Raw genomic sequence first — 25,039 nt, forward strand, 5'->3', positions numbered from 1 at the left:
ATATAGGGATTACTACGGAGTGACAGATAGAAGTATTTAACATTATGCATACACTCAGTCATTCCGTAGGAATCTCATTTTTCAATTATCTTTTGATGCTTGTTTCATCAGTTCCTTATGCTCATTTCCCCATTTTTCAAATTCGAGAATGATAGGCTTCAACTTATAGCCAATTTCTGTAAGTTCATATTCTACTCTTGGCGGAACTTCTGCATATACGGTTCTTGTAATAATTTTGTCTTCTTCCAGTCTGCGGAGCTGAAGTGTAAGCATACGTTCAGTAATATTCTGAAGCTTTTTTCTAAGTTCTCCGAATCTCATTTTCCCGTTGATCAGATAACAACAGATGGCCAATGCCCATTGCCCTCCGATAGTGTTGGAGGCATAGATTTCCGGACATTCATCAGCAAGGGCTTTCTTATTGGCAAAATTGGTAGAGGTTTCCTTTATTTTAGTCATTACTTACATTTTTTATAGTACCATACAATAGGTTGCTAATGTACAAAATGTAAGTTACATGTTGTAATTTTGTAACAGAAATTTAAACAGAATGAAGACTTTAGTAATTGTTACCCATCCTGATATTGAAAAATCAGTGATTAATAAAAAATGGATTGACGAGTTAAAAAAATATCCTGAAAAATACACGGTTCATCAACTGTACGAAGCTTATCCTGATGGAAAAATCAATGTGGCAGAAGAGCAGAAGATGATGGAATCGTATGACAAGATTGTATTTCAGTTTCCTTTTTACTGGTTCAGCAGCCCGCCGCTTTTAAAACAATGGCTGGATGAAGTCGTTTTATACGGCTGGGCGTATGGAAGCAACAGCGGTTTCAAACTGGCCGGAAAGAAAATGACACTGGCTGTTACCGCAGGAATAGATGAAGATGGATATTCTGAAACAGGGGAATATAAATACACGATGAATGAACTTTTCCGACCTTATGAACTGACTTTCGATTATATAAAAGCCGATTATAAAGAACCTTTTGTGTATTATGGAATTGAAAGAGATTCTTCCGATGAATGGATCAACAGAAGTGTTCCGATGTATCTGGAGTTTCTGGACAATTTATAACTGAATAAAAGTAAAGTTGAACTTGAATTAAAACAGGTTCAGCTTACTTTTGTATGTATTCAAAAAGATTTACACCTACAAAAAATACTTCAAAACCCTTATCCCACCGTAGGCGTATCCTCTTCTTTGAGTATTTTTTTCTCCTTCATCGTAAGCATCATTCTTTCATATTTGTACTTTTCCCAATCAAATGTGTTGAGAAAATCAAGGGCAGCCTGAAAACCTCTGTTGAAGAGTTCTTCCTTTTCTTCTCTTTTCATAAAGAAATTCAGCCAGCTGCTGGTCCCACAGTTAACGGTCTGTATGCTGTATAGCTTATAAAAAGTATGTTTGGTAAGGAATGTTTTATCATTAAACCCTTTCAGAGTGCTGATGATATTTCCAGCATAGCTGAACGGTGTTTTAAGAATTTCTTCACTGGTTTTCCCTTTTTCAGAAAGAATGGCAGAATCACTGGTTAGCTGTACCCCAAAAAGAGGCATTCTCGGATAAAAAACTTCATCAGCGTGAAAAAGGTCAATAGGGAAGTTGGAGATACTGCCGCCATCAATGAAAACTCCTGCTGGATTTATATTTTCCGGTTGGGTATTCATCCAATACCTCCAGGCATATTTTACAGAATCATCATCTTTATTGATTTGTTTCTGGAAAGGTTCAAAGAAAAAAGGAACTGCCATAGAAGCCCTTACAAATTCAGCAGGGCTGATGTGCTTCAGTTCCTCTTCAGACCAGTAGAGATTAGCCATCGTAGGAAGTTCTACTTTAATTTTAGCATTGATATCTGTGGTAATAATTACATATTCAGACTTCAGAAGGTAGAAGGGATTGTTTTTATAATAATCATTGTTGACGGCGCTTTCGTAGAAAATTCTGTATCGGGTTTGGTCGATATGTTCCTGATTTTTGACTTTAATTTTTTCAATGCTTTGCAAAGCCATGAGATAATATTCCTGCCCGTTCCCATAGCGGTAGCTGAGATTAAGGTCTTTTTCTTTCTGAATGAATTTTTCGTTAAGATGGGCAACTGTTTTTATTCCAAATTGATCTAGAGCATTTTGCATGGTATTTTGAAAAATATTTCCGGGATTCAGTCCGCTGTTTTCTTTCCTGAAATTATTATACAGTTTTTGGATGCAGAAAAAGAGGATGACAGCCGGAATCAAGGGAATCAGAAACATCAGTTTGGCATTCTGGATCGTAGTTGAAGGTGCCAGAAAAGGAATGCTGATCAGAATTATAAAAAGGATAACGGCAATAACAGCATTGATCTTAAAGAAATCCTTATTGTTCAGCATAGCATGGAGCGTCGTTTTTACATACGTTTTCCCATCCATAAAATCTGCAAAATTCCAGCTGAAAAGAATATCCTTTATAAGCTCACTTTTAGCTTCTTCTTTGGTTTTGCAAGCCGCAATCAGCATGGTATTAATAGCTCCGGCACTGGTTCCTGCTACTTTCAGAAAACGGATCCCGAATATTTCCAGTCCATAAAGATAGCCTACCAATGCACTTCCCCAGACACCGCCACCTTCCTGTACAAATTCTATATACTGATTACCGGACTGATCCAGAAGATCAGAGAATTCTTTGGCAGCTATATTCCCGTGTAAGGCAAGCAATTTATCTTTGGATGCCTGTGAAAGAGAAGGATCTTCCAGAATTTTGTTGAGGTTTTCGGTAGTCATGGTATTTTGTTTTGAGGATGTGCCGGTAAAAGATAAAGATGATCAATTGGGTGATCAAAATCTTTGTGCCTTTGTATTGATATAAAAATGAATCACCACTGTTTTCGCCTTACATAAATAAATGTACTGATCACAACAGTAGCCATCGCTCCCAATGTTATAAAATAGCCATACTTATGATGAAGCTCAGGCATATTATCGAAATTCATCCCATAAACCCCGGCAATGAAAGTGATGGGTAAAAAGTAAACAGAATAAATGGCCAACACCTTCATCACCTGGTTGGCTTTTTGGTCCGAAAGTGCCAGGAACATGGAAATAAGGTTGGTAATTTGAATGTTTAAATGATCAAAATCGGCAACAACATCCTTATGCTTATCTTTCAAATCGACAATTTCTGAGTCCTGTAAATTCAGCAGTTTAAATTTATCAATAGCATCCGTGGAGATTACCAGTACGCGGGAGTTTAATCCAGATTTTCTTTTCAGCTTGTAAAGACGGCGGATCTGGCTGGTATGATTGGTATTTTTAAGGAAAATCTCATTCTCAATATTGTCCATCGTTTCGAACAGGCTTAAAGATTCATCATCAAAACTTTTCATGATCAATATAGCAATCATCAGCATGATTTGCTGAGGTTTAAGATCTTCCTGAATCAAAGACACTTTTTTCTTGGTCTCGGAAATACTTCTGGTTTTCATCCTGTGGATAGTAATAATGGTATTTTCCACAAGAAAGATTCCGATTTTGGTGCTGATATCACTGATGGTATTCAAATTCTTTCTTTCCAGTTCGGTACTTTCACGGAGTAAAAAGAATTTTACATTCCCGTCTTCTTCATATTTCGGAAGGTGATTAGGGTCCATCGTATCTTCCAGAAGAAGGTTGTTGATTTCATATCTTTCATGAAGAAATTTCAGGTCTTCTAAAGTAGGAGCCTCTACATCTACCCATTCGCACTGGGAGGTTCTGTATATCGTATCAATTGGCATAAAGTAAAAATACTAATATTTTGAAAAACTATGTGTTAAATAAGTTTTATCTTTGCCAAAATTAAAAAACTATATGATTAAAAGTACAATAAAAGGTGTGGGATTTTATGTTCCAGATAACGTTGTTACAAATGATGATTTAGCAAAACTAATGACTACCAATGACGAGTGGATTACGGAAAGAACAGGTATCAAGGAAAGAAGACACAGAAAAAACAGATATGACTCTCAGGAAACCAGCGCTTATCTAGGTTTTAAAGCTGCAGAAAAAGCCATCCGTAATGCTGGTCTTACCTCAAAAGATATTGATTACATTGTTTTTGCAACACTTTCACCGGATTATTATTTTCCGGGATGTGGTGTCCTGCTTCAGGATATGCTGGGATGTGATACGATTGGAGCATTGGATGTAAGAAATCAGTGTTCAGGATTTGTGTATTCTATGAGTGTGGCCAATGCATTTATCAAATCAGGTACCTATAAAAATATTCTTGTGGTAGGAGCAGAGGTTCACTCCTTCGGACTGGATTTTTCTGACGAAGGTAGAGGAGTGTCGGTTATTTTTGGTGATGGGGCAGGAGCAATCGTTCTTTCTGCATCAGAAGATGAAAATGCAGGAGATATTTTAGCGATGAATATGCATTCTGAAGGAAAATATGCTGACGATCTTTGTACCCAGTTCCCGGGTTCAAAATTCGGATGGAGTGACAGAATGAGAAAAGATCCTGAAAATGTAACGAACAAAGAAGTATATCCGATCATGAACGGAAACTTCGTATTCAAGCATGCGGTAACAAGATTCCCTGAAACCATGATGGAAGCTTTGAACAAAGCAGGAAAGACGGTTGAAGATCTTGATATGTTTATTCCGCACCAGGCGAACCTGAGAATTGCCCAGTTTGTACAGGAAAAATTCGGATTACCGAATGAGAAAGTCTTCAACAATATCCAGAAATATGGAAATACAACAGCAGCTTCTATTCCCATTGCTTTAAGTGAAGCAATTGAACAGGGAAAAATAAAAAGAGGTGATCTTGTACTTCTTTCAGCATTTGGAAGTGGATTTACATGGGGGAGTGTTCTTTTTGAATATTAATTTTGAATTATAAAAAGTGAGCCGGATATTGAGTCCGGCTCACTTTTTTAATAGCTTATAATTCACTTTATTATGAGTTTGATTTTTATTTCTTTTTTTGTTTATGGTGTCAATATTTTATTTAAATTTATGTTGCACATTTGACATGATTTATAAGATATATTAACTTTAAATTTAACAAGATGAAAAAGAATTTATTACTTGGAACTTTTCTAGTTCCATTATCCTTGTTTTCACAAATTGGAATACAAACGACAACTCCCCAAAAAACTTTACATGTTAATGGTTCGCTACAAGTAGTGAATGAAATAAATGTTGGAGGTAATGCCACAACAGCTGGCTCAGCAGGAACCTCCGGTCAGATTTTGACTTCTCAGGGAGCAGGGGCTGCCCCTTCATGGCAGACTCTGAATACAATAAGCGGAAGTGTCAGTAAAGCAGTCTATGTTCAGGGAACTACAGAAGCGACTGCAGCACAGGGCGCTACTATTGATGTGCCGGGAGTTACCTATACCATTACAGTTCCCGCAGGAAGAACACAGACACTTTTGTTTACTATTTTGGGATATGCTACGAATTATCCTTCTGGAGGAAATAGTTCACAAGGGGTCTTCAGTTTGTTACAGGATGGCGTTAAAATATCGTCAGGTTATACAACTAAGATCGGAGTTGGTGGAGGAGGGCTAAATGATCTTCCCGTTCCGGTAACTTTTTTAAAATCGGTAACACTTCCTGCGGGTACATATACTTTTAAAGTACAGTATTCTGCCTGGTACGGTCTTGCGAAAGTGAATGTAAATCCGACTACATATTCAGGATATGATCTGGATACAGAATGTATGCTTACCAAAATGCAGATTTTAATATATAATAACTAGGATAAAAAATAAGTCAAAAAACCATAAACTATTGTTTATGGTTTTTTGCTATATAAAGCTTTTAACTTTTTTATGTTAACTGTAATAATTGGTTTGGGTATTTGAATATGAAAAAGATCATTAAACTTTTTATTAGTTTTGAATTATAGAAATTACAATATAATTTGTTATTTTTTGATTGAAAATAGTTATAGTATTGTAATTTTTTCAATTGTTTTTTGTTGTAATTTTATTCTGTTAAAAATTCTAAAAACAAAAAAATGAAAAACTATTTATTACTTGGAACTTTTTTAGTTCCCTTATTCTTCTGTGCACAGGTGGGGATACAGACCTCTACTCCTCAGAAAACCTTGCACGTTAACGGTTCATTACAGATAGTAAATGAATTAAATGTAGGAGGAAATGCCGCAACTGCAGGTTCAGCAGGAACCACCGGTCAGATTTTAACTTCTAATGGTGCAGCGGCAGCTCCTTCATGGCAAACCCTGAATACGATAAGCGGAACCATTAACAGTGCCTATTATGTGCAGGGAACTACCGAAGCAACCGCAGCTCAGGGAACAACAATTGACGTACCTGGAGCAACAATTACCTTAACAGTGCCAACAGGACGTACCCAAACTTTTCTGTTTACCATTCTTGGATATGCCACTAATTTCCCTAGTGGTGGCGTTTCCAGTCAGGGGGTTTTTATTCTGGCCCAGAATAATGTTAAAATATCGTCAGCGTATACCACCAAAATAGGAAATGGAGGAGGATTAGTAGACCTTCCCGTTCCGGTAACCTTTCTAAAATCGGTGACGCTTCCTGCGGGTACATATACTTTTAAAGTACAGTATGCTGCCTGGTCAGGTACTGCAAAAGTAAATGTAAATCCTACTACTTACGGTGGATACAATGGGGATACAGAGTCTATGCTTACCAAGATGCAGATTTTAGTCTATAATAATTAAGGTCAAAATAAAAACCATAGGCTTTAGTTTAGGGTTTTTTGCTATATAAAGCTTTTAACTTTTTATTAGTTTTAAATTATAGAGATTGTAATATAATTTATTGTTTTTGATTGAAAATATTTATTATACTATAATTTTTTCGATTATTTTTTATTGTATTTTTATTCTGTTAAAAATTCTAAAAACAAAGAAATGAAAAACTATTTATTACTTGGAACTTTTTTAGTTCCCTTATCCTTCTGTGCGCAGGTGGGGATACAGACCTCTACTCCTCAGAAAACTTTGCACGTTAACGGTGCATTACAGGTAGTGAATGAATTAAATGTAGGAGGAAATGCCACAACTGCAGGTTCAGCAGGAACCACCGGTCAGATTTTAACTTCTAATGGTGCAGCGGCAGCTCCTTCATGGCAAACCCTGAATACGATAAGCGGAACCATTAACAGTGCTTATTATGTGCAGGGAACTACCGAAGCAACCGCAGCTCAGGGAACAACAATTGACGTACCTGGAGTAACAATTACCTTAACAGTGCCAACAGGACGTACCCAAACTTTTCTGTTTACCATTCTTGGATATGCCACTAATTTCCCTAGTGGTGGCGTTTCCAGTCAGGGGGTTTTTATTTTAGCACAGAATAATGTTAAAATATCATCAGCCTATACCACTAAAATAGGAGCTGGAGGAGGTTTGAATGATCTTCCTACACCGGTAACTTTTCTAAAATCGGTGACGCTTCCTGCGGGTACATATACTTTTAAAGTTCAGTATGCTGCCTGGTCAGGTCTTGCAAAAGTAAATGTAAATCCTACTACTTACTCTGGATATAATGGTGACGTAGAATCAATGCTTACCAAGATGCAGGTTTTAGTCTATAATAATTAAGTATTAATAAAATAAACAAAAACCGCAGGACCTCAGTTCTGCGGTTTTTTGTATTATAAACAGAGTCTTATTAAAGGCTTTTTAATAATTTTTCTGTGTCGGAAGAATCTTGTCCTGTGCTTTTTGCCAGTTCAATAGACTTTTCGGCCCACATTTTTGCATTTTTCTTATCACCAACCTTATTGTAAAGATTAGCTAAGGTATCTGTATTGGCAAAGTTCTGGTCTTTCTTTACAGATTCCTGCGCCCATGCAATGGCCTTTTCCAGAGAAGCTTTATTGCTCACATTTTCAAAAAAGTTCCAGGCAAGAGAATTCAGTTCTTCAGAGCCAACTGCAGAATAATCTTTGTAAAGGTCAAGAATTAGTTTTTCGTATTCAGGAATATCTTTATTCTTCAAAGCTCTGTTGGCTTTCATTCTTTTTAAGATCTTGTCAGCTTCCTCTTTGCTTAGAAATTTTTGGGTTTCAGCCATGAAATAGTTATCATCCCATTTCTTTGTATCCGGGTTATAGGCTTTTTTAGAAACAGTATTCAGTTTAATATTTTTATCAAACTTTTCATATTTATCTTCCGGGAAGAATTTAACGATATCAGCTTTCTTATCCTGGAAAATTTTATACAAAGGACTATCTGTAGTTTGTACTCCTGAAAGAAGCATTTGGATATCTTCCTGGTCTAAACTTGTTTTCTGCTGAAAGTAACGGTTAAGAACTTTCCCGGCAAACTCAGCATCGTTATACATGGTAAGGCCCGCAAGATTCTTTAAAAACTCAGGATCTTTTTCTCCTTTTTCAAACTGTTGCTTCAGAGAAGTCAGTCTTTTGTTTGGATCTTCCGCGTCTTTTGCAAACTGGATAAAGTCTTTTTCTTCCACATATCCTAAAGTTCTGTGTACAGCTTCACCATTTCCATCAATAAACAGGTAAGTAGGGAATGCTTTTACATTATATTTTTTGGCCAGCTCAATTCCTTCTCCTTTTTCCATATCAATTTTAGCATTGATAAAGTGAGAATTGTAATAATCTCCTACAGACTGAAGTGGAAAAATATTTTTAACCATCAGTTTACAAGGTCCACACCATGAGGCATATGCGTCAATAAAGACCAGTTTTTTTTCTTTTTTTGCTTTGGCCAGAATAGAGGCAAAATTGCCTTCTTCAAATTTAATTCCCTGTGCCCACGCAAGCACCCCTATAAAGATTGAGGAAAGTATTGCTATTTTTTTCATAAAAACTTTTTATTCCATGCAAATGTAATAAATATGATGACACATGAGCCGTTCATATTGAAAATAATTATACAGGAACTTTGGTTTTAAAACAGGCATCAGATTATATAAAAGATAATCATCTATTATTTTAGTCTTATTATTAAAATTAATGTAAATTGCTATTCTGGGTTAAATGATTAAATTTCAATATAATGTTTTAATAAAAAATAAAATATCACTAGTTTTGTAAAAAACAAAAAGACACTCCGTGAAATCAATGATGAATTATTATAAAATCAAAATAATAATTTATTTTTCTATGCCTAAAAGTCTTTTGCAATTTTTATTTCTGCTGGCAACAGCAGTTCCCATATTCGCTCAGAAAAAAAATAACTTTGATCTTATCTGTGAGAAGACCTCTTCTGTTACAGCGTATAAAGATTTACCCAAAGCAATCAAAACTGCAGATTCGCTCTATATGAAGGCGCAAAAACCTTCAGAGAAAATAAAATGCCTGGTACTTTCTTCAGAATTATACCATCATGCAGGTGAACTTAAAAAAGCAATCTGTTACAGTGAAAATGCCCACTCGGTAATCAATCAGATCAATGACCCGGAATGGATGGCTGTGGTGACCAGATTACTTGCGCGGCAATATAGACAGGTAGGGTTATATGAAAGATCAAAAAAATATATTGTAAAAGGACTTCAGGCTTCAGGTCAGATTGTTGATTTTCATAAAAGGAGTGAAGCTGCAGGATTGCTGAATCAGGAAATGGCCTTCTATGAAATGGAAATGGGAAATTTTCCCAATGCAATACGTAATATTGAGTCTTCTCTGAAATATTTTGGAAAAATAAACAGCCAGAACGGAAACAGAACAGCCGCAGCTTCTTATCAGCTGCTGGGAGATGTCTATTTCAAGCTTAATGATTATGCTGTTTCCGAAGACTATTATCGAAAAGCAGAAAGCCTGCTGAACAATGGAAGCTGTACACTGGGGTTGGTGTATAATGGATTAGGAGGCATTCGCCTGAAGCAGAAAAATTGGAAAGATGCTGAGCTATATCTTAAAAAAGCAGAAAAAATTGCAGATACATCCAGGAGCCTTAAGCTTAAAAAAGCTGTTTATTCCAATATTAATGATTATTACGAAGGAATTGGAGACAATTTTAAAGCTTCATTATATGCGGTGAAATATATACGTGCTTATGATAGTATTGCAGCCCGTAACCAGAGTTTTGCCATAAAAGATTTTGAAAATCCAAAAGGAAGGGCTAACAAAAAAAATGCGCAGATGAATGGAGTAAAGAATGCCGCTATTGTCATTCTGTCCATTTCATTGGTTGGTCTGTTTATTTTTATTAGAAGGAAACAGAAGAAACAGCGGTCAAAGCTTAGAAATATCATCAGAACTCAGTTTAACATGATCGGTAACAGGACACACTATCCTTTAAAACAATCTGGTGATTTTGAGTTTTCCAATATTTTTGTGGAAGAAATAGATGAGAAAGATTCAGAGACAGACAGAAGAAGAAATGATTCTCTGATGACCCCTGAAACAGAATCAAAACTGCTGGAACTGCTTGAGGATTTTGAAAAAGGTGATCTTTATAACAATAAAGGCATGTCCCTTTCTTTTCTTGCAGGTGAACTGAATACCAATACAAAATATCTTTCGTATGTAATCAATCAGCATAAAAATGCGGATTTCAAAACCTATGTCAACCGTTTAAGAATCAATTATATTGTAGACAAACTGATCAATGATGAGAAGTACAGACAGTATAAAATAAGTATCCTTGCTGATGAATGCGGATTTTCTTCCCACAGTAAATTTGCTGCAGTCTTTAAGGCGGTCACAGACTATTCTCCATCAGCTTACATTAAATATCTGGATAATGAACCCGGATCATATAAAAGTAGTCATTTTCCCGAAAATGATTAAAAACGGGCATTTTATTCAATTCTATATTGCTATTTTCATGAAAATGAACAACCTATTATTTTAAAGGAAAGCCTTGCTATCATATCTTTGCGCCAGTTTCGCAGTGCACAAGACAATTCTGTTACAGCTTATCGCTTTTATTTCATTTCTGAACTAAGATCATTATAAGAGAAACTGCATTCCCATTTTTAAATTTTTAAAGGAAATATTCTGATCAGAATATCTGCCATATGCTATAATCGGGGTTGATTGCCCGGTTTTTTTTCAGTCAAGTTTTTTTAAGTGCAAATCCACAGAACTTCTGTGGATTTGTGATTTTATTTAACTTTTATACTGTCGGTTTTTACTTTTGAAGTATCGGAGGTTGCGGGTGAAGGTATGGAGTTCGCTACGGCAGAATCACCCATTCTGTTTCTTAAAGAATCTTTATCGTGAGCATCTTTATATTCCTCTCTTTTTTCTTTGTTTTGAGCACAGCTTCCAAGGAAAAGAAGTCCAAGAACTGTTCCTATCCATAATTTTCTCATAATAGTTAATTTTTATTGTTGATGTTAATCAAATATAAGGATTTAATTAAAAGATAAAAGATAAAAGATAAAAGATAAAAGATAAAAGATAAAAGATGTTTTAATAAGATTCAAATAGGGCTGGGCTTAACCTGGCTAACCATAAATAATCCATCCATTTGTTTTAGGAAAACTTAAAAAAATAAGCATCTTTCAAAACAAAACTTAATTATCACTTCACATTTGAATTTCTGATCTTTCAACAAAAAAAATCTGCAGAGCTTTCATCTGCAGATTTCCATGTTAGATTGAATGTTATAATTACTATTTTACAGGAGACGTTGCCATAGAATCCCTTTTTATCTTCATTGTATCAGGATTCGTCATTTTTGTAGACGTTGTATCAGTAGTAGTAGGGGGTATACTTTTTTGTGTATTACCTACTGTCGCTGAATCCCGGCTACTTGTAGACATTGTCGATTCTTTGGTTCCACAGCTCACTGCAAATATTCCTATTCCGACGGCTGTTAGCAATAACTTTTTCATATTCTTCTATTTTGTGGTGTTGTATTAATGAAAAATCAACAATTATTCCTAACAGGGTCTGAAGAATCGTAAAATATAGGTAAAGTTTGTTAAAAGATGTTAGGTAACAGGTAACAGAGATTAGATATTAGGAGTTTAAAGTTTAAAGTGATAATCCGGAATACTTTATTGCCACCATACTCTCCACTCTCAAACTCCCAAACGCTACAAAAAAGCCCCGAAACCGAAATTCCGAGGCTGTATTCAAAGAACTGACAACAATTACTCATTGCCTATTACTCATTATTTATTAATTACCCAAGGTATGGATATTTGTAGTTTTTTGGAGAAACAAAAGTCTCTTTTACGCTTCTTACAGACGTCCATCTTAGAAGATTCATTTTTGAACCTGCTTTATCATTAGTTCCTGAAGCCCTACCACCACCGAAAGGCTGCTGTCCTACTACGGCACCTGTTGGTTTATCATTGATGTAGAAGTTACCGGATGCGTTCTCTAAAGCCTTGTAAGCTTCGTTAATTGCGTAACGGTCTTGTGAGAATACAGAACCTGTCAATGAATATGGAGAAGAAGAATCTACTAACTTAAGGGTCTCTTTCCAGTCTTGATCTTCATATACAAATACAGAAAGGATTGGGCCGAAGATCTCTTCTACCATACTTTCGTATTGAGGATTTGTAGTTTCAATTACTGTTGGGTGTACAAACCATCCTTTAGAATCATCTACTTTACCACCGATAGCTACAGTAGCTTCACCTGAAGCATTAGCTCTGTCGATATATCCTTTACATTTCTCGAAAGAATTCTTGTCGATGACAGCGTTTACGAAGTTTGAAGGATCTTCCGGAGAACCTATTTTGATGGTGCTCATCTGAGCTTCCATCACTTTTTTCACATCAGCCCAAAGAGACTTAGGAATATAAGCTCTTGAAGCAGCAGAACATTTCTGTCCCTGATATTCGAAAGCACCTCTTACCAATGCAGTTGCTACAGCTTCTACGTTAGCAGAAGGGTGAGCAATCACAAAGTCTTTACCCCCTGTTTCTCCAACGATTCTTGGATATGTTCTGTAGTTGTGGATATTATCACCGATCATTTTCCACATTCCCTGGAATACTTTTGTAGACCCTGTGAAGTGAAGACCAGCGAAATCTCTGTGCGCTAATACTTTTTCAGCAGTTTCCTTTCCATCAGTAAAGATCATGTTGATAACTCCTGCAGGAAGACCCGCTTCAATTAATACATCCATGATTACTTTTGCAGAATATACCTGCTTGTCAGATGGTTTCCAAACCACTACGTTTCCTAGCATGGCCATACAAGTCGGAAGGTTTCCTGAAATCGCAGTAAAGTTGAAAGGAGTTACCGCAAAGCAGAACCCTTCTAATGGTCTGTACTCAACACGGTTCCAGATTCCGTTGTCAGAAACCGGCTGTTCAGCATACATTTCTGTCATGAACTCTACGTTGAATCTTAAGAAGTCGATAAACTCACAAGCAGAATCAATTTCAGCCTGGTGAACATTTTTAGACTGTCCGATCATCGTCGCTGCATTAATTACATCTCTGTAAGGACCAGCCAAAAGATCAGCTGCCTTTAAGAAAATTGCTGCACGCTGTTCCCAGCCTAGTTCATTCCATTCCTGTTTAGCTGCCAATGCCGCGTTGATAGCGTCATCCACATGCTGCATACCACCCTGATAGTAGAATCCGAAATCATGCGTATGATCCTGTGGAGACTGAAGCTGTACTTTTGTTTCAGTTTTTACTTCTTTTCCGTTGATGATCATTGGGATTTCTACCTTTTCAGCCCACATTTTTTTATACGTGTCGATAAGGCTTTTAACTTCCGGAGATCCCGGTTCATATGAGTTTACAGGCTCGTTTACCGCTAATGGTACTTGCGAAATTGCTTTTGACATATTACGTTTTATTATTTTATTAAATTAAATAAGATGTGTATACAAATTTACAATAATTATAAAGAAAGAAAAAATGACATCTGTTTTTGTCAAATAAAATATAAAATGAATTTTCTGATGATATTTAAGCTTTTTTTGATGATAGATTTTATTAAATCCTGGGATGTTTTGATGATTTTTTAGCTTTTAGAAAAAAATGCGTCATTTTATTGTAATTATAGGAATTAGGACAATAAAATATTTGTCATAGTTTAAAAATAGCTATTAATGGCTGTAAATAAGGGGTTTATAATGGAATGTTAAAATTATATAAATTCACTTTTGTTGCGATTTTGAACATTTTAAATAATTTTTTTGATACCCGGAGGGATAAGATTGTTCTAATTTTACACCATTATTATCAGGTATGAAAAAAAGAGTCTTATTTTTCTCTTTTGTGATATTTTTCTCAACGTTGTGTGCAGGTCTTTTTGCACATAAAGGGAAAACTCAGCCATATTCTGATATCCTTTCAAAAATTCATCTTTTACAACAGAAATCTGATCAGAAGACCCAGCCTGAAATCTATAGTTTTTCAGATGCGCAGGATGTACAGGATTCCAATGACTGGGAGAAAGTAAAATTTGATTATTCAATACTTGCACAGCAGTGGTTACACTATTTCTTTGCAGATTATACTTACAACACACGGGTTGCGGCCGTTCAAAACCGTATTTACATTACAGCGCCAAGGTACATTCTGTATCATTCCCTGCAGATAGCGGGCTGCTAATTCTTTTTAATTTTTAATGATCCGCTATGGTTTGTATTCCCATGAGTACAGACTCGTAAAAATCATTCCCGATTTACATTTTTGAACATGTCTGTTTGCCTTTACGGAGAGGTGAATAGGACATTGTTTGTCCAATTTTAAATAAAAAATATTATGCACTTAACACCGAGAGAAACGGAGAAGCTTATGCTATTTCTGGCAGGCGAACTCGCTCTGAAAAGAAAGGCAAGAGGCCTTAAATTAAACTACCCGGAATCAATAGCTCTGATCAGCCACTTTCTGCTTGAAGGAGCGAGAGATGGGAAAAAAGTAGCTGAACTGATGCAGGAAGGAGCCAACCTTCTGACCAAAGAAGATGTGATGCCAGGCGTTTCAGAAATGATCCACGATGTTCAGATTGAAGCCACTTTCCCGGATGGGACAAAGTTGGTCACCGTACACAATCCAATCCGCTAATACTACTGATTATGATACCAGGAGAAATTTTTGTAAAAGAAGGAACAATTATCTGCAATGAAGGCAGAGAAACTGTGAAAATAAAAGTAACCAATACAGGTGACAGACCTATTCAGGTAGGTTCACACTTCCATTTTTTTGAAGTTAATAAAGCGATGAGCTTTGACCGGGAAAAAGCTTTCGGAAAGAGACTGAATATTGTAGCAAGTACTGCAGTACGTTTCGAACCGGGAGAAGAAAAAGAAGTGGAATTGGTAGAAATAGGAGGAACCAAAAAAGCAATGGGCTTCAATAATCTTGTCGATGGGCAGGTAGATTCTGAAGAACAGAAAAAAGTAAGCCTTGCAAAAGTTGAAGAGTTAAACTTTAAAAATCATTAAGATGAGCTTACACGTAGACAGAAAACAATACGCCAATATATTAGGTCCTACAGCCGGAGATAAAATCAGACTGGGCGATACTGAAATTATTATTGAAATCGAAAAAGATTTCACCCATTACGGAGACGAAGCCGTTTTCGGCGGAGGAAAAACCGTTCGTGACGGGATGGGACAGAATGTCACGGCCAAAAGAGACGAAGGCGTTCTGGATCTTTGCATCACAGGAGCGGTAATTATTGACCATTGGGGAATTGTAAAAGGAGATATCGGAATCAAAGACGGAAAGATCGTAGGAATCGGAAAAGCCGGAAACCCTGATACGATGGACGGTGTAACACCTAATATGATCATCGGCGCCTCAACGGAAGTTCACGGAGGGAAAGGATATATTGTAACTGCCGGAGGAATTGACACTCACATTCACTACATCTGCCCTCAACAGATTGAAACATCTCTTTACAGCGGAATCACCACAATGATTGGTGGTGGTACAGGCCCCAATGACGGAACCAATGCTACAACAGTTACTCCCGGAAGATTCAATATGCAGAAAATGCTGGAAGCAGCAGAAGAATATCCTATGAATCTTGGTTTCTTCGGAAAAGGAAACTGTTCCGCTGAAGAACCCATTGAAGAGCAGGTGGAAGCAGGTGCTTTGGGAGTGAAAATCCATGAAGATTGGGGAGCAACTCCTGCAACCATTGATGCAGCATTGAAAGTAGCCGATAAATATGACGTTCAGGTGGCCATCCACACAGATACACTGAATGAAGGAGGATTCCTTGAAGACACCATGAGAGCCATCAACGGAAGGGTAATCCATACTTTCCACACAGAAGGAGCAGGTGGAGGTCACGCACCGGACATTATTAAAGCTGCTATGTATCCGAATGTATTGCCGGCTTCAACAAATCCTACGCGCCCTTACACCGTAAATACAATTGATGAGCACCTGGATATGCTGATGGTTTGCCATCATTTGAGTAAAAACATTCCTGAGGATGTAGCGTTTGCAGATTCACGTATCCGCCCCGAAACCATTGCAGCAGAAGATATTCTTCATGATATGGGCGTTTTCAGTATCATGAGTTCAGACTCTCAGGCGATGGGAAGACCAGGAGAAGTGATTACCAGAACATGGCAGACGGCAAGTAAAATGAAAGAGCAGAGAGGTGATCTTACTGAAGATAAAGACAGTGGAAATGACAATTACCGTGCAAAAAGATATGTAGCGAAGTATACCATCAACCCGGCTATAGCACACGGTATTTCAGAATATGTAGGATCTGTTGAAGAAGGAAAATTAGCGGATTTGGTGATCTGGAAACCTGCCTTATTTGGAGTAAAACCGGAAATGATTGTAAAAGGAGGATTTGTTATTGCTGCTAAAATGGGAGATCCTAATGCTTCTATTCCAACACCTCAGCCTATTATTTACAGAAATATGTTTGGAGCCCATGGAAAAGCTAAGTTTGGTACTTGTGCGAACTTCGTTTCTCAGATCTCAATTGACAATGGAACCATTGCTTCTTACAAACTTGAAAAAATGATTCTTCCGGTGAAAAACTGTAGAAATATTGGTAAAAAAGACCTTATCCATAATGATAAGACACCTTTAATTGAAGTGAATCCTGAAAACTATAAAGTAACGGTAGACGGAGAATACATCACTTGTGAACCGGCAGAAACACTTCCTTTAACACAGTTGTATTACTTGTTCTAAGATAAATTTTACAAATAAACCTACCAGGTTTCAAAAACCTGGTAGGTTTATTTAACAACAAAAAAAGATTTATCAGACTCTATTGTAAAACAATTATAGAACTAAGTGTAAAATGAAATATTTAAATAAAACAGTTGTTTCTCTTGCGATAGCCGGAATGTCATTACTTTCCGGTAATGTAAGTGCCCAGTTTTTGGGCGGACACAGGCTTAAAAGTGATGAAGACGGACCAAAAGGGCAGTTTATGGTGTACGGTTCATTAGACTATTCTAAAATTACAACACCATCAAGCAGCAGCAGTACCGTTTCCAGTGCACCGCTTGGAGTAGGGTACTTCATCAATAATAATGACCTTATCGGAGTTAATTATGCTTACTCGCAGAATACAGTGGACCACAATGTAGTTTACAAGCAAAATGAAGCGGGAATCTGGTATAGTCCTTCAGTAATGCTTGGAAAATATTTTATGTTGATTGGTCAGGTGGATGCCCACTATGTTTGGGGACAGCAACTTTCAACAGCAGCGGATGCTATGCAGAATTTTAACGGATTCCGTCTTCGTGCCTATCCTTTGATCGGAATAGTATTAGGAGGAGGCTGGGCCCTGAAATTCAAATTTGCAGAACTTTCAATGCTTCAGACCAAAACAAAAGAAGAAGGCTGGACGAAAAGCTACGTAGCAGGAATCAGCGGTTCAACATTCGGGGTGGGAATCTCCAAAAACTTAGACTTCAGAAAAAAAAACAAAAATGATCATTAATCAAATCATAGGCAATCTTGCTGAAAATCCTACGGAGAAAGCCATAGACTATCTTGATCTGGAATGGTTTGAAACCACCAAAAGAATCCAGCGTAAAAAAACCAGACAGGGAATTGATGTTGCCATCAAATTTCTCAGAGAAGGACAACGATTACGTGAAGGAGATATTCTTTTTGAGGATGCCGAAAAAATAATTGCAATCAACGTTCTGGAAACGGAAGCTATTGTGATGTCACCAGTTTCACTGCTGGAAATGGGAACTGTATGTTATGAGATCGGGAACAAACATATTCCGCTTTTTATTCAGAATGACAAAGTGTTGCTCCCTTTTGAAATGCCGATGTTCAGATGGCTGGAAGCAAGTGGTTTCAAACCGGAGAAACAATCTGTGAAACTGCTTAATCTTCTTAAATCTAATGTAGAACCTCATGGACATGGAAGTCTCGGCTCCACAATCTTTACAAAAATCTTAAAAATGGCGGCTCCGAAAGATGAATAATATAAATTTCCTGTCAGGATTGCTTCACCTTGCAGATCCTACACTTCCCATCGGAGGATATACCCATTCCAACGGACTTGAAACGTATGTGCAGGAAAGAATTGTACACAACGTAGATACTGCAAAAGAATTTGTACAGAATATGCTTCAGTACAGCCTTAAATTCAATGACGGCGCTTTTGTAAAACTTGCTTATGAAGCAGCGGAAAAGGGAGATTTGCAGCAGCTTTTAGAACTGGATAATGAATGTAATGCGATAAAATGTCCAAAGGAAATCCGCCAGGCGAGCCAGAAACTGGGTCTCAGACTGATTAAAATCTTCAAAAGAAGAGAAAATTCTTCTTTAATGGAAGCTTTTGAGAAAGCCATTCAGCATAAAGAAGCCAATTCTCATTACTGTATTGTGTTCGGAGTGTATGCTTATTTAATGAAAATTCCTTTGTTCGAAGCCCTTTTAGGATTTTATTACACTTCGGTTGCCGGGATGATTACCAACGCTGTAAAGCTTGTTCCTCTTGGACAGCTGGATGGACAGGATATTCTATTTTCACTATATCCCGTCATGGAAAAAACAGCTTTAGAAACTATAGATCTGGACAGAGACATGGTGGGACTTTGTAATACGGCCTTTGATATCAGATGTATGCAGCATGAGAGGCTTTATTCAAGACTTTATATGTCGTAGAAGGTAAAAGGTAAAAGGTAAAAGGTAAAAGAGCAAATTGACGAATTGCCCATTGAGTGAAACGTCCTTGCGATCGAAAAATATTCACAAAAAAAAACTTAGCGCATATAGCGTTAAAAAGTAAAATTTAAATAAAATGGAAAACAGAAAATATATAAAAGTAGGAGTAGCAGGACCTGTAGGTTCAGGAAAAACTGCATTATTGGAACGTTTAAGCAGAAAATTATTCGGGACTTATGATCTTGGAGTCATCACGAATGATATTTATACCAAAGAAGATGCTGAATTTATGGCGAAAAATAGTCTTCTTCCTCATGACAGAATTATCGGAGTAGAAACAGGAGGCTGCCCTCATACCGCCATCCGTGAAGATGCAAGTATGAACCTTGAAGCGGTAGACGAACTGGCAGCACGTTTTCCGGAAATCGAACTGGTTTTGATTGAAAGTGGAGGTGATAACCTTTCAGCGACATTCAGCCCGGACCTTGCAGATGTTACCATCTTTATCATCGACGTAGCAGAAGGAGAAAAAATCCCTAGAAAAGGAGGTCCTGGTATTACAAGATCAGATTTACTGATCATCAATAAAATTGATCTTGCCCCTTACGTAGGTGCCAGCCTTGAAGTGATGGAAAATGATGCCCGAAGAATGAGAAAAGGAAATCCTTTCGTGTTCACCAACCTCAAAACAGATGAAGGACTGGATAAAGTAATTGGTTGGATTAAAAAATATGCCCTTTTAGAAGAAATTGAAGAACCGAATTTGGTAAGATAAATGGATAGTCATTTAAAAATTATTGCAGGATTTAAGGGAGGAGAATCCTATGTGAAAGACCTTTATGTCTCGCTTCCTTTCAGAGTAGTTTCTGTTGGGCAGCGAAAAAGTGACAAAAAGCTCTATCAGATGGTGATGAGCTCCTCTCCGGGAATTCTGGATGGAGATCACTATCATTTGGATGTTGCACTTGAAAAAGGAGCTGCGCTTCAGTTGCAGTCACAATCCTACCAAAGGCTTTTCAACATGCAGAACAAAGCGCTTCAGGAACTCAATGTTTCTATGGAGGATGAAACTTCTTTCGCTTATGTTCCTCATCCGATTGTTCCTCACGAGGATTCCAACTTTAAAAGTAAAGCCAATATTCATGTCGGTAAAAACAGTCAGATCATCATCAGCGAGATTATTACCTGTGGGAGAAAACATTATGGAGAAGTTTTTAAACTGAAACGTTTTCAGAATATCATGGAAATCTATCATAACAACAAGCTTGTAGTGAAAGATAACGTTCTGATTCAACCTGACATGATCCCGATCAGCAGCATCGGAAATCTGGAACAGTATACGCACCAGGGAACTCTGATCTTCTATAGTACAAAGGAAAATGTAGACAAAAATGGATTGATTGAAGAGATTGTTGAAGCCGCCGCACAGCACCATGAGCAAATGGAAGTAGGGGTTTCTGCAATGGATGAAAATGGTTTTGTAGTAAGAGCTTTGGGACATGGAGGAGAGTTGATGTACAACTTTTTCCTGCATATTCAGGAGATTCTCTGGTCGTTGGAGTGAAAAGAGGTCCTTGTCAAGGTTCAACCTCATGATGATTCGTCTACAAAATTTGAAAGAAGCATATTCAATAGAAGCGGGCTTTAGACCGCTTAACAAAAAGAAATCTTCCATTGGCTTCAGTCAAAACTTAATAAAGAATCTGAAATAACAGAATTAATAAAAAATGGATAGTACAGTTTGGGCACTTCTTGTAAGCGCCGTTTCAATAAGTTTTATACACACCGCTTCAGGGCCGGATCATTACCTGCCTTTCATAGTGATCTCAAAATCTAAGAAGTGGAGCGGCATGAAAACAGCCATCTTAACCGTTGTCTGCGGTTTCGGACACGTATTCAGTTCTCTGATTTTAGGTTTTATCGGCGTTTTCCTCGGATGGCAGCTGAATAAAATCTCGTGGTTTCAGGATATGAGAGGGAATTTCTCAGGATGGGCACTGCTGATCTTTGGTGGTGTTTACCTTGTGTACGGCCTCATCCAGGCGATCAGAAACAAACCGCATAAGCATTTTGATGTAATGGGTGATGATGTGTACGTATACGAACATAACCACAGCGAAATCGTAATGCCTCAAAAAAGAATAAAAGTAACACCGCTTGTCCTGTTCATGATTTTCGTGATGGGACCAAGTGAACCTTTGATCCCCCTATTATTTTATTCAGGAGTAAAACATTCCATGTCTGAAATTGCCGTACTGGTAAGTTCTTTCACAGCAACTACAGTATTAACCATGCTTGGGATGGTTCTTTTGGGGCGTTATGGTTACTCAACATTATTCAATACCGAAAAACTGGAAAGATATATGGGCGTGGTAAGCGGAGCAGTAGTAACCGTTTGCGGAGTTGGAATGGTCTTTCTTGGATGGTAAACGGGTTTCGGGTTTCGGGATTCGAGTGGGAGAGTTTGAGGGTAAGAGAGTTTGAGAGTTTTGATGTGGATTCCGAAACCCGCACCTCGCAACCCGTAACAAAAAACAACCCGCAACGAAAAACAAACAACAACCCCATTATTAATAAATTAAAAAAACTATGGACGAATTTTTCAAAAAACTGCCTTTTTTAGACAATATTTTAAAAGGAATCGGGCAGATTATGCTCCAGGAAAACAGATGGACAGGACTTCTGTTTTTAATAGGAATTTTTATGGGAAGCTGGCAGTGCGGAGTGGCGGTATTGCTTTCAACAGCAGCCGGAACTTTTATCGCAATGAAGCTTAATTATGACAAATCTGAAATCAATGCGGGACTTTATGGTTTCAGTGCAGCTCTTGTCGGGGTAGCATTGGCATTTCTGTTTCAGACAACAATACTGATCTGGATTTTAATAGTTTTGGGTGGTGCATTGGCGGCTGTTATTCAGCATTTCTTTATCCAAAAGAAAATACCGGTGTTTACTTTTCCTTTTATCATTATTACATGGATATTGGTATTTGTACTCCATCATCTTACCAATATTCCGCCTTCTGAAATGCTAAGCAGTGAAGTGGTTCCTTCAGAATATGATGACTTTCTTACCTGTACCAATGGCTTTGGGGAAGTGATATTTCAGGGAGGAGTGCTTTCCGGGATTATTTTCTTTCTGGCTGTTTTTATTAGCTCTCCGATAGCTGCTTTATATGGATTGGCAGCGTCTATTTTGGGTGCAGGATTATCACAGTTGAATGGCGAACCCATCAAAGAAATTCACATGGGATTATTTGGATTTAATGCAGTGCTTTCCGCAATTGTTTTTTCCGGAGTCAAAAAAACGGATGGTTTATGGGTCTTGATCGCCGTTCTCATTACCATTGCCATTGATGATCTTTTAATAGACAATCACTGTCTGGATATGGTGGGCGGAGTATTTACTTTCCCATTTGTAGCCGGAACTTGGATTACGCTTTTGATTCAAAAAATATTTCTTAAAACAAAAAAATAAAAAAGTTGGAGAGTCTTAGAGTTTAAGAGTGAGACAGTTCAATGTTTACGGTTTTTTTCATAATGATTGACAATTCACTTGCGAAGCAAAATTCACCATTGATATTCCTCTAACTTCTAACCTCTGGTTTCTAAAATCAAAATATAATTAAACTAAAAAATGAAAGTAACAAAAATAGCAGCCGTATTTCTGGCTATGGCATTCAGTGGAAAAGTAATGGCGCAGGAAGCAGAAAAACAGTTGCTGATTAAAGATGCAGATGACAAATTTCCCATTGCCGATGCTTTGGTAAAATATGACCACGGAAACAGCCATACCCACACAGGAACAGACGGAACATTTGCCGTTCCTGTAAAATTCCTTCCTGATACCCTTGTGATCAGCCGTCAGGGATACGATGAGGTAAAATGGGTGGTGACCAATGATGATGATAAAAATAAAGTTATTTTTTTACAGCATAAGCCCTTTCAGATTTCTGAAGTAGCCATCAATCACAGTTCATTTCTGTCTGCTATTACAAAAGTTGATCTGAATAAATTTCCGGTCAATTCAGCGCAGGATCTGTTGAGAAAAGTTCCCGGATTATTTATTGCACAGCATGCCGGAGGAGGAAAAGCAGAACAGCTTTTTCTAAGAGGATTTGATGCGGATCATGGTACCGATGTAAGCGTCAATGTAGACGGAATGCCTGTGAACATTGTTTCTCACGCCCACGGTCAGGGATATTCTGATTTACATTTTGTGATTCCTGAAACAGTAAACAATATCGATTTTGGAAAAGGAGCCTATTACATGGACCGTGGGGACTTTAATACCGCTGGTTATGTTGATTTTCAGACCTACAATGGCTTGAAAAACAGTATGATTAAACTGGAAGGAGGTTCTTTCAACTCCAAAAGAGTATTGGGAATGTTCAATATTCTGCATGATGATCTTGGTAGAAAGAATGCGTATGTGGCAGCGGAATACAACTATACCGACGGACCTTTTGATGTAAAACAGAATTTTAACAGGGTTAATATCTTCGGTAAATACAATCAATGGCTGACTGACAAAGATTACTTCAATATCCAGTTTTCAACATTCAATTCTTCATGGAATGCTTCCGGACAGATTCCGGAACGTGCTGTAGACGAAGGAATCATTGGCCGATGGGGTAGTATAGACCCTACTGAAGGTGGGAAAACTTCCAGAACAAACCTCCAGATGAATTTTAAGCATATTATTTCTTCTTCCGAGCAGATTGATGCGATGGCTTTTTATTCAAAATACAATTTCAACCTGTATTCCGATTTTACCTTTAATTTAAAGGATAAAGAGCATGGAGACGAAATTCAGCAGACGGATGGAAGAAATATTTACGGTGCTGAAGTAAAGTATACAAAGACTTTTTCTTTTGCCAACAGCTCTTTAAACTGGACTTCAGGAATCGGACTAAGAAATGATGATATCAATACCTTACAGCTTAATCACGTTTATCATAGAGACCTTCTGCTGGACAGACTATCCGATGTGACAGGAACGGAAACCAATCTTCATGCCTATTCAGGATTGATATGGAAGACAGGAAAATGGACCATCAATCCAGCTTTGAGAGTGGATCATTTTATATTTAATATGCACAATCTGCTGGATGTGGAGCAATTACCTTCCGGACAGTCGAAAGAAGCAACAAGACTGAGTCCCAAACTGAATTTTTCCTATGCTCAGAATGACAATGTCATGTGGTTCCTGAAAACAGGAATGGGTTTCCACTCCAATGACCTGAGGGTTGTAGTTCCCAATAAGAACGAAAACACCCTTCCGTACTCCATCGGAGCGGATTTTGGGGTAAGATTACACCCGTTCAAATCCTTGATCATTACTCCGGCATTATGGTATATGGATCTTCAGCAGGAATTTGTGTATGTAGGAGATGATGCAGTAGTAGAACCTTCGGGCAAATCAAGACGTTTCGGGGCTGATCTTGGTGTTCGTTTCCAGCCGTTGGAAAATTTTTACCTGAATGCAGATATCAATTATTCCCACGCCAGATTTACCGAAGAAGAAAAAGGTCAGGACTACGTTCCACTGGCTCCGGTAGTTACCAGTACCGGATCTGTCAACTGGGACTTCCTGAATGGTTTTTCTCTGGGACTTCAGTACAGATATCTGGGAGCAAGACCCGCTGTTGAGGATAACAGCATCAGAACAAAAGCCTATTTTGTGAATGATTTGATGCTTTCCTATAACCGTCAGAAATGGGGAGCGAATATTCAGATGAACAACCTTTTCAATGTAAAATGGAATGAAGCTCAGTTTGCCACAGAAACGCAGTTAAAAGGAGAAGCAGAACCCATTACAGATCTTACTTATACACCAGGAAGTCCTTTTGGAGTGAGAGTAGGAGTGTATTATAAGTTCTAAACATGAGAGTGGGAGAGTAGTAGAGTGAGAGGGTGAGAGAGTTTGAGAGTAGAAGGGTTGAAGAGAGTAAATTATGGGTTTCGGGATACGTGTTTCGGGGTCTTTACTCTTTCCACTTTAGCTTTTTCACTCTTTTACTTACCTCCTTTGCTTTAAAATATTTTGTATAACTTTAAATA

General features: G+C 37.6%; 25 protein-coding genes. 18 read left to right on the forward strand and 7 right to left on the reverse strand.

Annotation, left to right across the window (positions count from 1 at the left end; genetic code table 11):
• Nucleotides 1-81 precede the first annotated feature (81 nt).
• Nucleotides 82-459, reverse strand: a complete 378-nt coding sequence (locus A1704_RS14550) for a winged helix-turn-helix transcriptional regulator (protein WP_062674569.1) — start codon at nucleotides 457-459, stop codon at nucleotides 82-84.
• Between the two features lie 91 nt (nucleotides 460-550).
• On the opposite strand from A1704_RS14550, the gene A1704_RS14555 reads away from it, so the two are divergent.
• Nucleotides 551-1,081, forward strand: a complete 531-nt coding sequence (locus A1704_RS14555; RefSeq protein ID WP_062674572.1) for an NAD(P)H-dependent oxidoreductase — start codon at nucleotides 551-553, stop codon at nucleotides 1,079-1,081.
• Between the two features lie 98 nt (nucleotides 1,082-1,179).
• Here A1704_RS14555 and A1704_RS14560 read toward each other — a convergent pair whose 3' ends face one another.
• Complete coding sequence (locus tag A1704_RS14560) at nucleotides 1,180-2,766, reverse strand: patatin-like phospholipase family protein (protein WP_062674574.1); 1,587 nt, start codon at nucleotides 2,764-2,766, stop codon at nucleotides 1,180-1,182.
• 92 nt (nucleotides 2,767-2,858) lie between these two features.
• On the reverse strand, nucleotides 2,859-3,758 hold the full coding sequence (locus A1704_RS14565; RefSeq protein ID WP_062674576.1) for a magnesium transporter CorA family protein: 900 nt from the start codon (nucleotides 3,756-3,758) through the stop codon (nucleotides 2,859-2,861).
• 73 nt (nucleotides 3,759-3,831) lie between these two features.
• On the opposite strand from A1704_RS14565, the gene A1704_RS14570 reads away from it, so the two are divergent.
• From A1704_RS14570 to A1704_RS14585, 4 genes are all read left to right on the forward strand, one after another.
• A complete protein-coding gene (locus A1704_RS14570; protein ID WP_062674578.1) occupies nucleotides 3,832-4,854 on the forward strand; it encodes a 3-oxoacyl-ACP synthase III family protein in 1,023 nt (340 codons plus the stop codon).
• Between the two features lie 182 nt (nucleotides 4,855-5,036).
• A complete protein-coding gene (locus tag A1704_RS14575; protein ID WP_131797514.1) occupies nucleotides 5,037-5,732 on the forward strand; it encodes a hypothetical protein in 696 nt (231 codons plus the stop codon).
• Between the two features lie 260 nt (nucleotides 5,733-5,992).
• Entirely contained in the window at nucleotides 5,993-6,685 is a 693-nt protein-coding gene (locus A1704_RS14580) for a hypothetical protein (RefSeq protein ID WP_062674582.1), read from the forward strand.
• Nucleotides 6,686-6,877: 192 nt separating this feature from the next.
• Complete coding sequence (locus A1704_RS14585) at nucleotides 6,878-7,570, forward strand: hypothetical protein (RefSeq protein WP_131797515.1); 693 nt, start codon at nucleotides 6,878-6,880, stop codon at nucleotides 7,568-7,570.
• A gap of 70 nt (nucleotides 7,571-7,640) precedes the next feature.
• Here the strand turns inward: A1704_RS14585 and A1704_RS14590 are convergent, their stop codons facing one another.
• Nucleotides 7,641-8,801: a thioredoxin family protein gene (locus tag A1704_RS14590; protein WP_062674587.1), complete on the reverse strand. Its 1,161-nt coding sequence runs from the start codon at nucleotides 8,799-8,801 to the stop codon at nucleotides 7,641-7,643.
• Nucleotides 8,802-9,102: 301 nt separating this feature from the next.
• Here A1704_RS14590 and A1704_RS14595 point away from each other — a divergent pair, with 301 nt between their 5' ends.
• The gene (locus A1704_RS14595; protein WP_162268226.1) at nucleotides 9,103-10,731 is read left to right on the forward strand and encodes an AraC family transcriptional regulator; all 1,629 of its coding nucleotides are present in this window, start codon (nucleotides 9,103-9,105) and stop codon (nucleotides 10,729-10,731) included.
• A gap of 317 nt (nucleotides 10,732-11,048) precedes the next feature.
• Here the strand turns inward: A1704_RS14595 and A1704_RS14600 are convergent, their stop codons facing one another.
• The 3 genes from A1704_RS14600 to pruA form a co-directional block, all read right to left on the reverse strand.
• A complete protein-coding gene (locus A1704_RS14600; RefSeq protein ID WP_062674591.1) occupies nucleotides 11,049-11,258 on the reverse strand; it encodes a hypothetical protein in 210 nt (69 codons plus the stop codon).
• A gap of 303 nt (nucleotides 11,259-11,561) precedes the next feature.
• On the reverse strand, nucleotides 11,562-11,711 hold the full coding sequence (locus A1704_RS14605) for a hypothetical protein (RefSeq protein ID WP_238590620.1): 150 nt from the start codon (nucleotides 11,709-11,711) through the stop codon (nucleotides 11,562-11,564).
• Between the two features lie 365 nt (nucleotides 11,712-12,076).
• Entirely contained in the window at nucleotides 12,077-13,702 is a 1,626-nt protein-coding gene (gene pruA / locus A1704_RS14610; protein ID WP_062674595.1) for an L-glutamate gamma-semialdehyde dehydrogenase, read from the reverse strand.
• A 406-nt stretch (nucleotides 13,703-14,108) separates the two neighbouring features.
• Here pruA and A1704_RS14615 point away from each other — a divergent pair, with 406 nt between their 5' ends.
• From A1704_RS14615 to A1704_RS14675, 12 genes are all read left to right on the forward strand, one after another.
• Complete coding sequence (locus A1704_RS14615) at nucleotides 14,109-14,474, forward strand: hypothetical protein (RefSeq protein ID WP_062674597.1); 366 nt, start codon at nucleotides 14,109-14,111, stop codon at nucleotides 14,472-14,474.
• Between the two features lie 153 nt (nucleotides 14,475-14,627).
• Nucleotides 14,628-14,930, forward strand: coding sequence for an urease subunit gamma (gene ureA, locus A1704_RS14620; protein ID WP_034697260.1), 303 nt, complete (start codon nucleotides 14,628-14,630; stop codon nucleotides 14,928-14,930).
• A gap of 11 nt (nucleotides 14,931-14,941) precedes the next feature.
• The gene (gene ureB / locus A1704_RS14625; protein ID WP_034697259.1) at nucleotides 14,942-15,310 is read left to right on the forward strand and encodes an urease subunit beta; all 369 of its coding nucleotides are present in this window, start codon (nucleotides 14,942-14,944) and stop codon (nucleotides 15,308-15,310) included.
• A gap of 1 nt (nucleotide 15,311) precedes the next feature.
• Nucleotides 15,312-17,033, forward strand: coding sequence for an urease subunit alpha (gene ureC / locus A1704_RS14630; RefSeq protein ID WP_062674599.1), 1,722 nt, complete (start codon nucleotides 15,312-15,314; stop codon nucleotides 17,031-17,033).
• A 112-nt stretch (nucleotides 17,034-17,145) separates the two neighbouring features.
• Nucleotides 17,146-17,793 (forward strand): hypothetical protein, encoded by a 648-nt coding sequence (locus A1704_RS14635; protein ID WP_062674600.1) that lies wholly within the window; start codon nucleotides 17,146-17,148, stop codon nucleotides 17,791-17,793.
• On the forward strand, nucleotides 17,783-18,292 hold the full coding sequence (ureE, locus tag A1704_RS14640) for an urease accessory protein UreE (RefSeq protein WP_062674602.1): 510 nt from the start codon (nucleotides 17,783-17,785) through the stop codon (nucleotides 18,290-18,292). Before A1704_RS14635 ends, ureE begins: the two co-directional genes overlap by 11 nt.
• Entirely contained in the window at nucleotides 18,285-18,977 is a 693-nt protein-coding gene (locus tag A1704_RS14645) for an urease accessory protein UreF (RefSeq protein ID WP_062674604.1), read from the forward strand. Before ureE ends, A1704_RS14645 begins: the two co-directional genes overlap by 8 nt.
• 136 nt (nucleotides 18,978-19,113) lie before the next feature.
• A complete protein-coding gene (ureG, locus tag A1704_RS14650; RefSeq protein ID WP_047094673.1) occupies nucleotides 19,114-19,752 on the forward strand; it encodes an urease accessory protein UreG in 639 nt (212 codons plus the stop codon).
• A complete protein-coding gene (locus A1704_RS14655; RefSeq protein ID WP_062674606.1) occupies nucleotides 19,753-20,541 on the forward strand; it encodes an urease accessory protein UreD in 789 nt (262 codons plus the stop codon).
• A gap of 163 nt (nucleotides 20,542-20,704) precedes the next feature.
• Nucleotides 20,705-21,406 (forward strand): hypothetical protein, encoded by a 702-nt coding sequence (locus A1704_RS14660; RefSeq protein ID WP_062674608.1) that lies wholly within the window; start codon nucleotides 20,705-20,707, stop codon nucleotides 21,404-21,406.
• A 160-nt stretch (nucleotides 21,407-21,566) separates the two neighbouring features.
• Nucleotides 21,567-22,454 carry an urea transporter gene (locus A1704_RS14670; RefSeq protein ID WP_062674612.1) on the forward strand — a complete coding sequence of 296 codons (888 nt, stop codon included), beginning with the start codon at nucleotides 21,567-21,569 and terminating at the stop codon, nucleotides 22,452-22,454.
• Nucleotides 22,455-22,613: 159 nt separating this feature from the next.
• Nucleotides 22,614-24,860 carry a TonB-dependent receptor gene (locus A1704_RS14675; RefSeq protein WP_062674614.1) on the forward strand — a complete coding sequence of 749 codons (2,247 nt, stop codon included), beginning with the start codon at nucleotides 22,614-22,616 and terminating at the stop codon, nucleotides 24,858-24,860.
• Nucleotides 24,861-25,039 lie beyond the last annotated feature (179 nt).

The sequence above is a fragment of the Chryseobacterium cucumeris genome, from assembly GCF_001593385.1.
Classification (GTDB): domain Bacteria; phylum Bacteroidota; class Bacteroidia; order Flavobacteriales; family Weeksellaceae; genus Chryseobacterium; species Chryseobacterium cucumeris.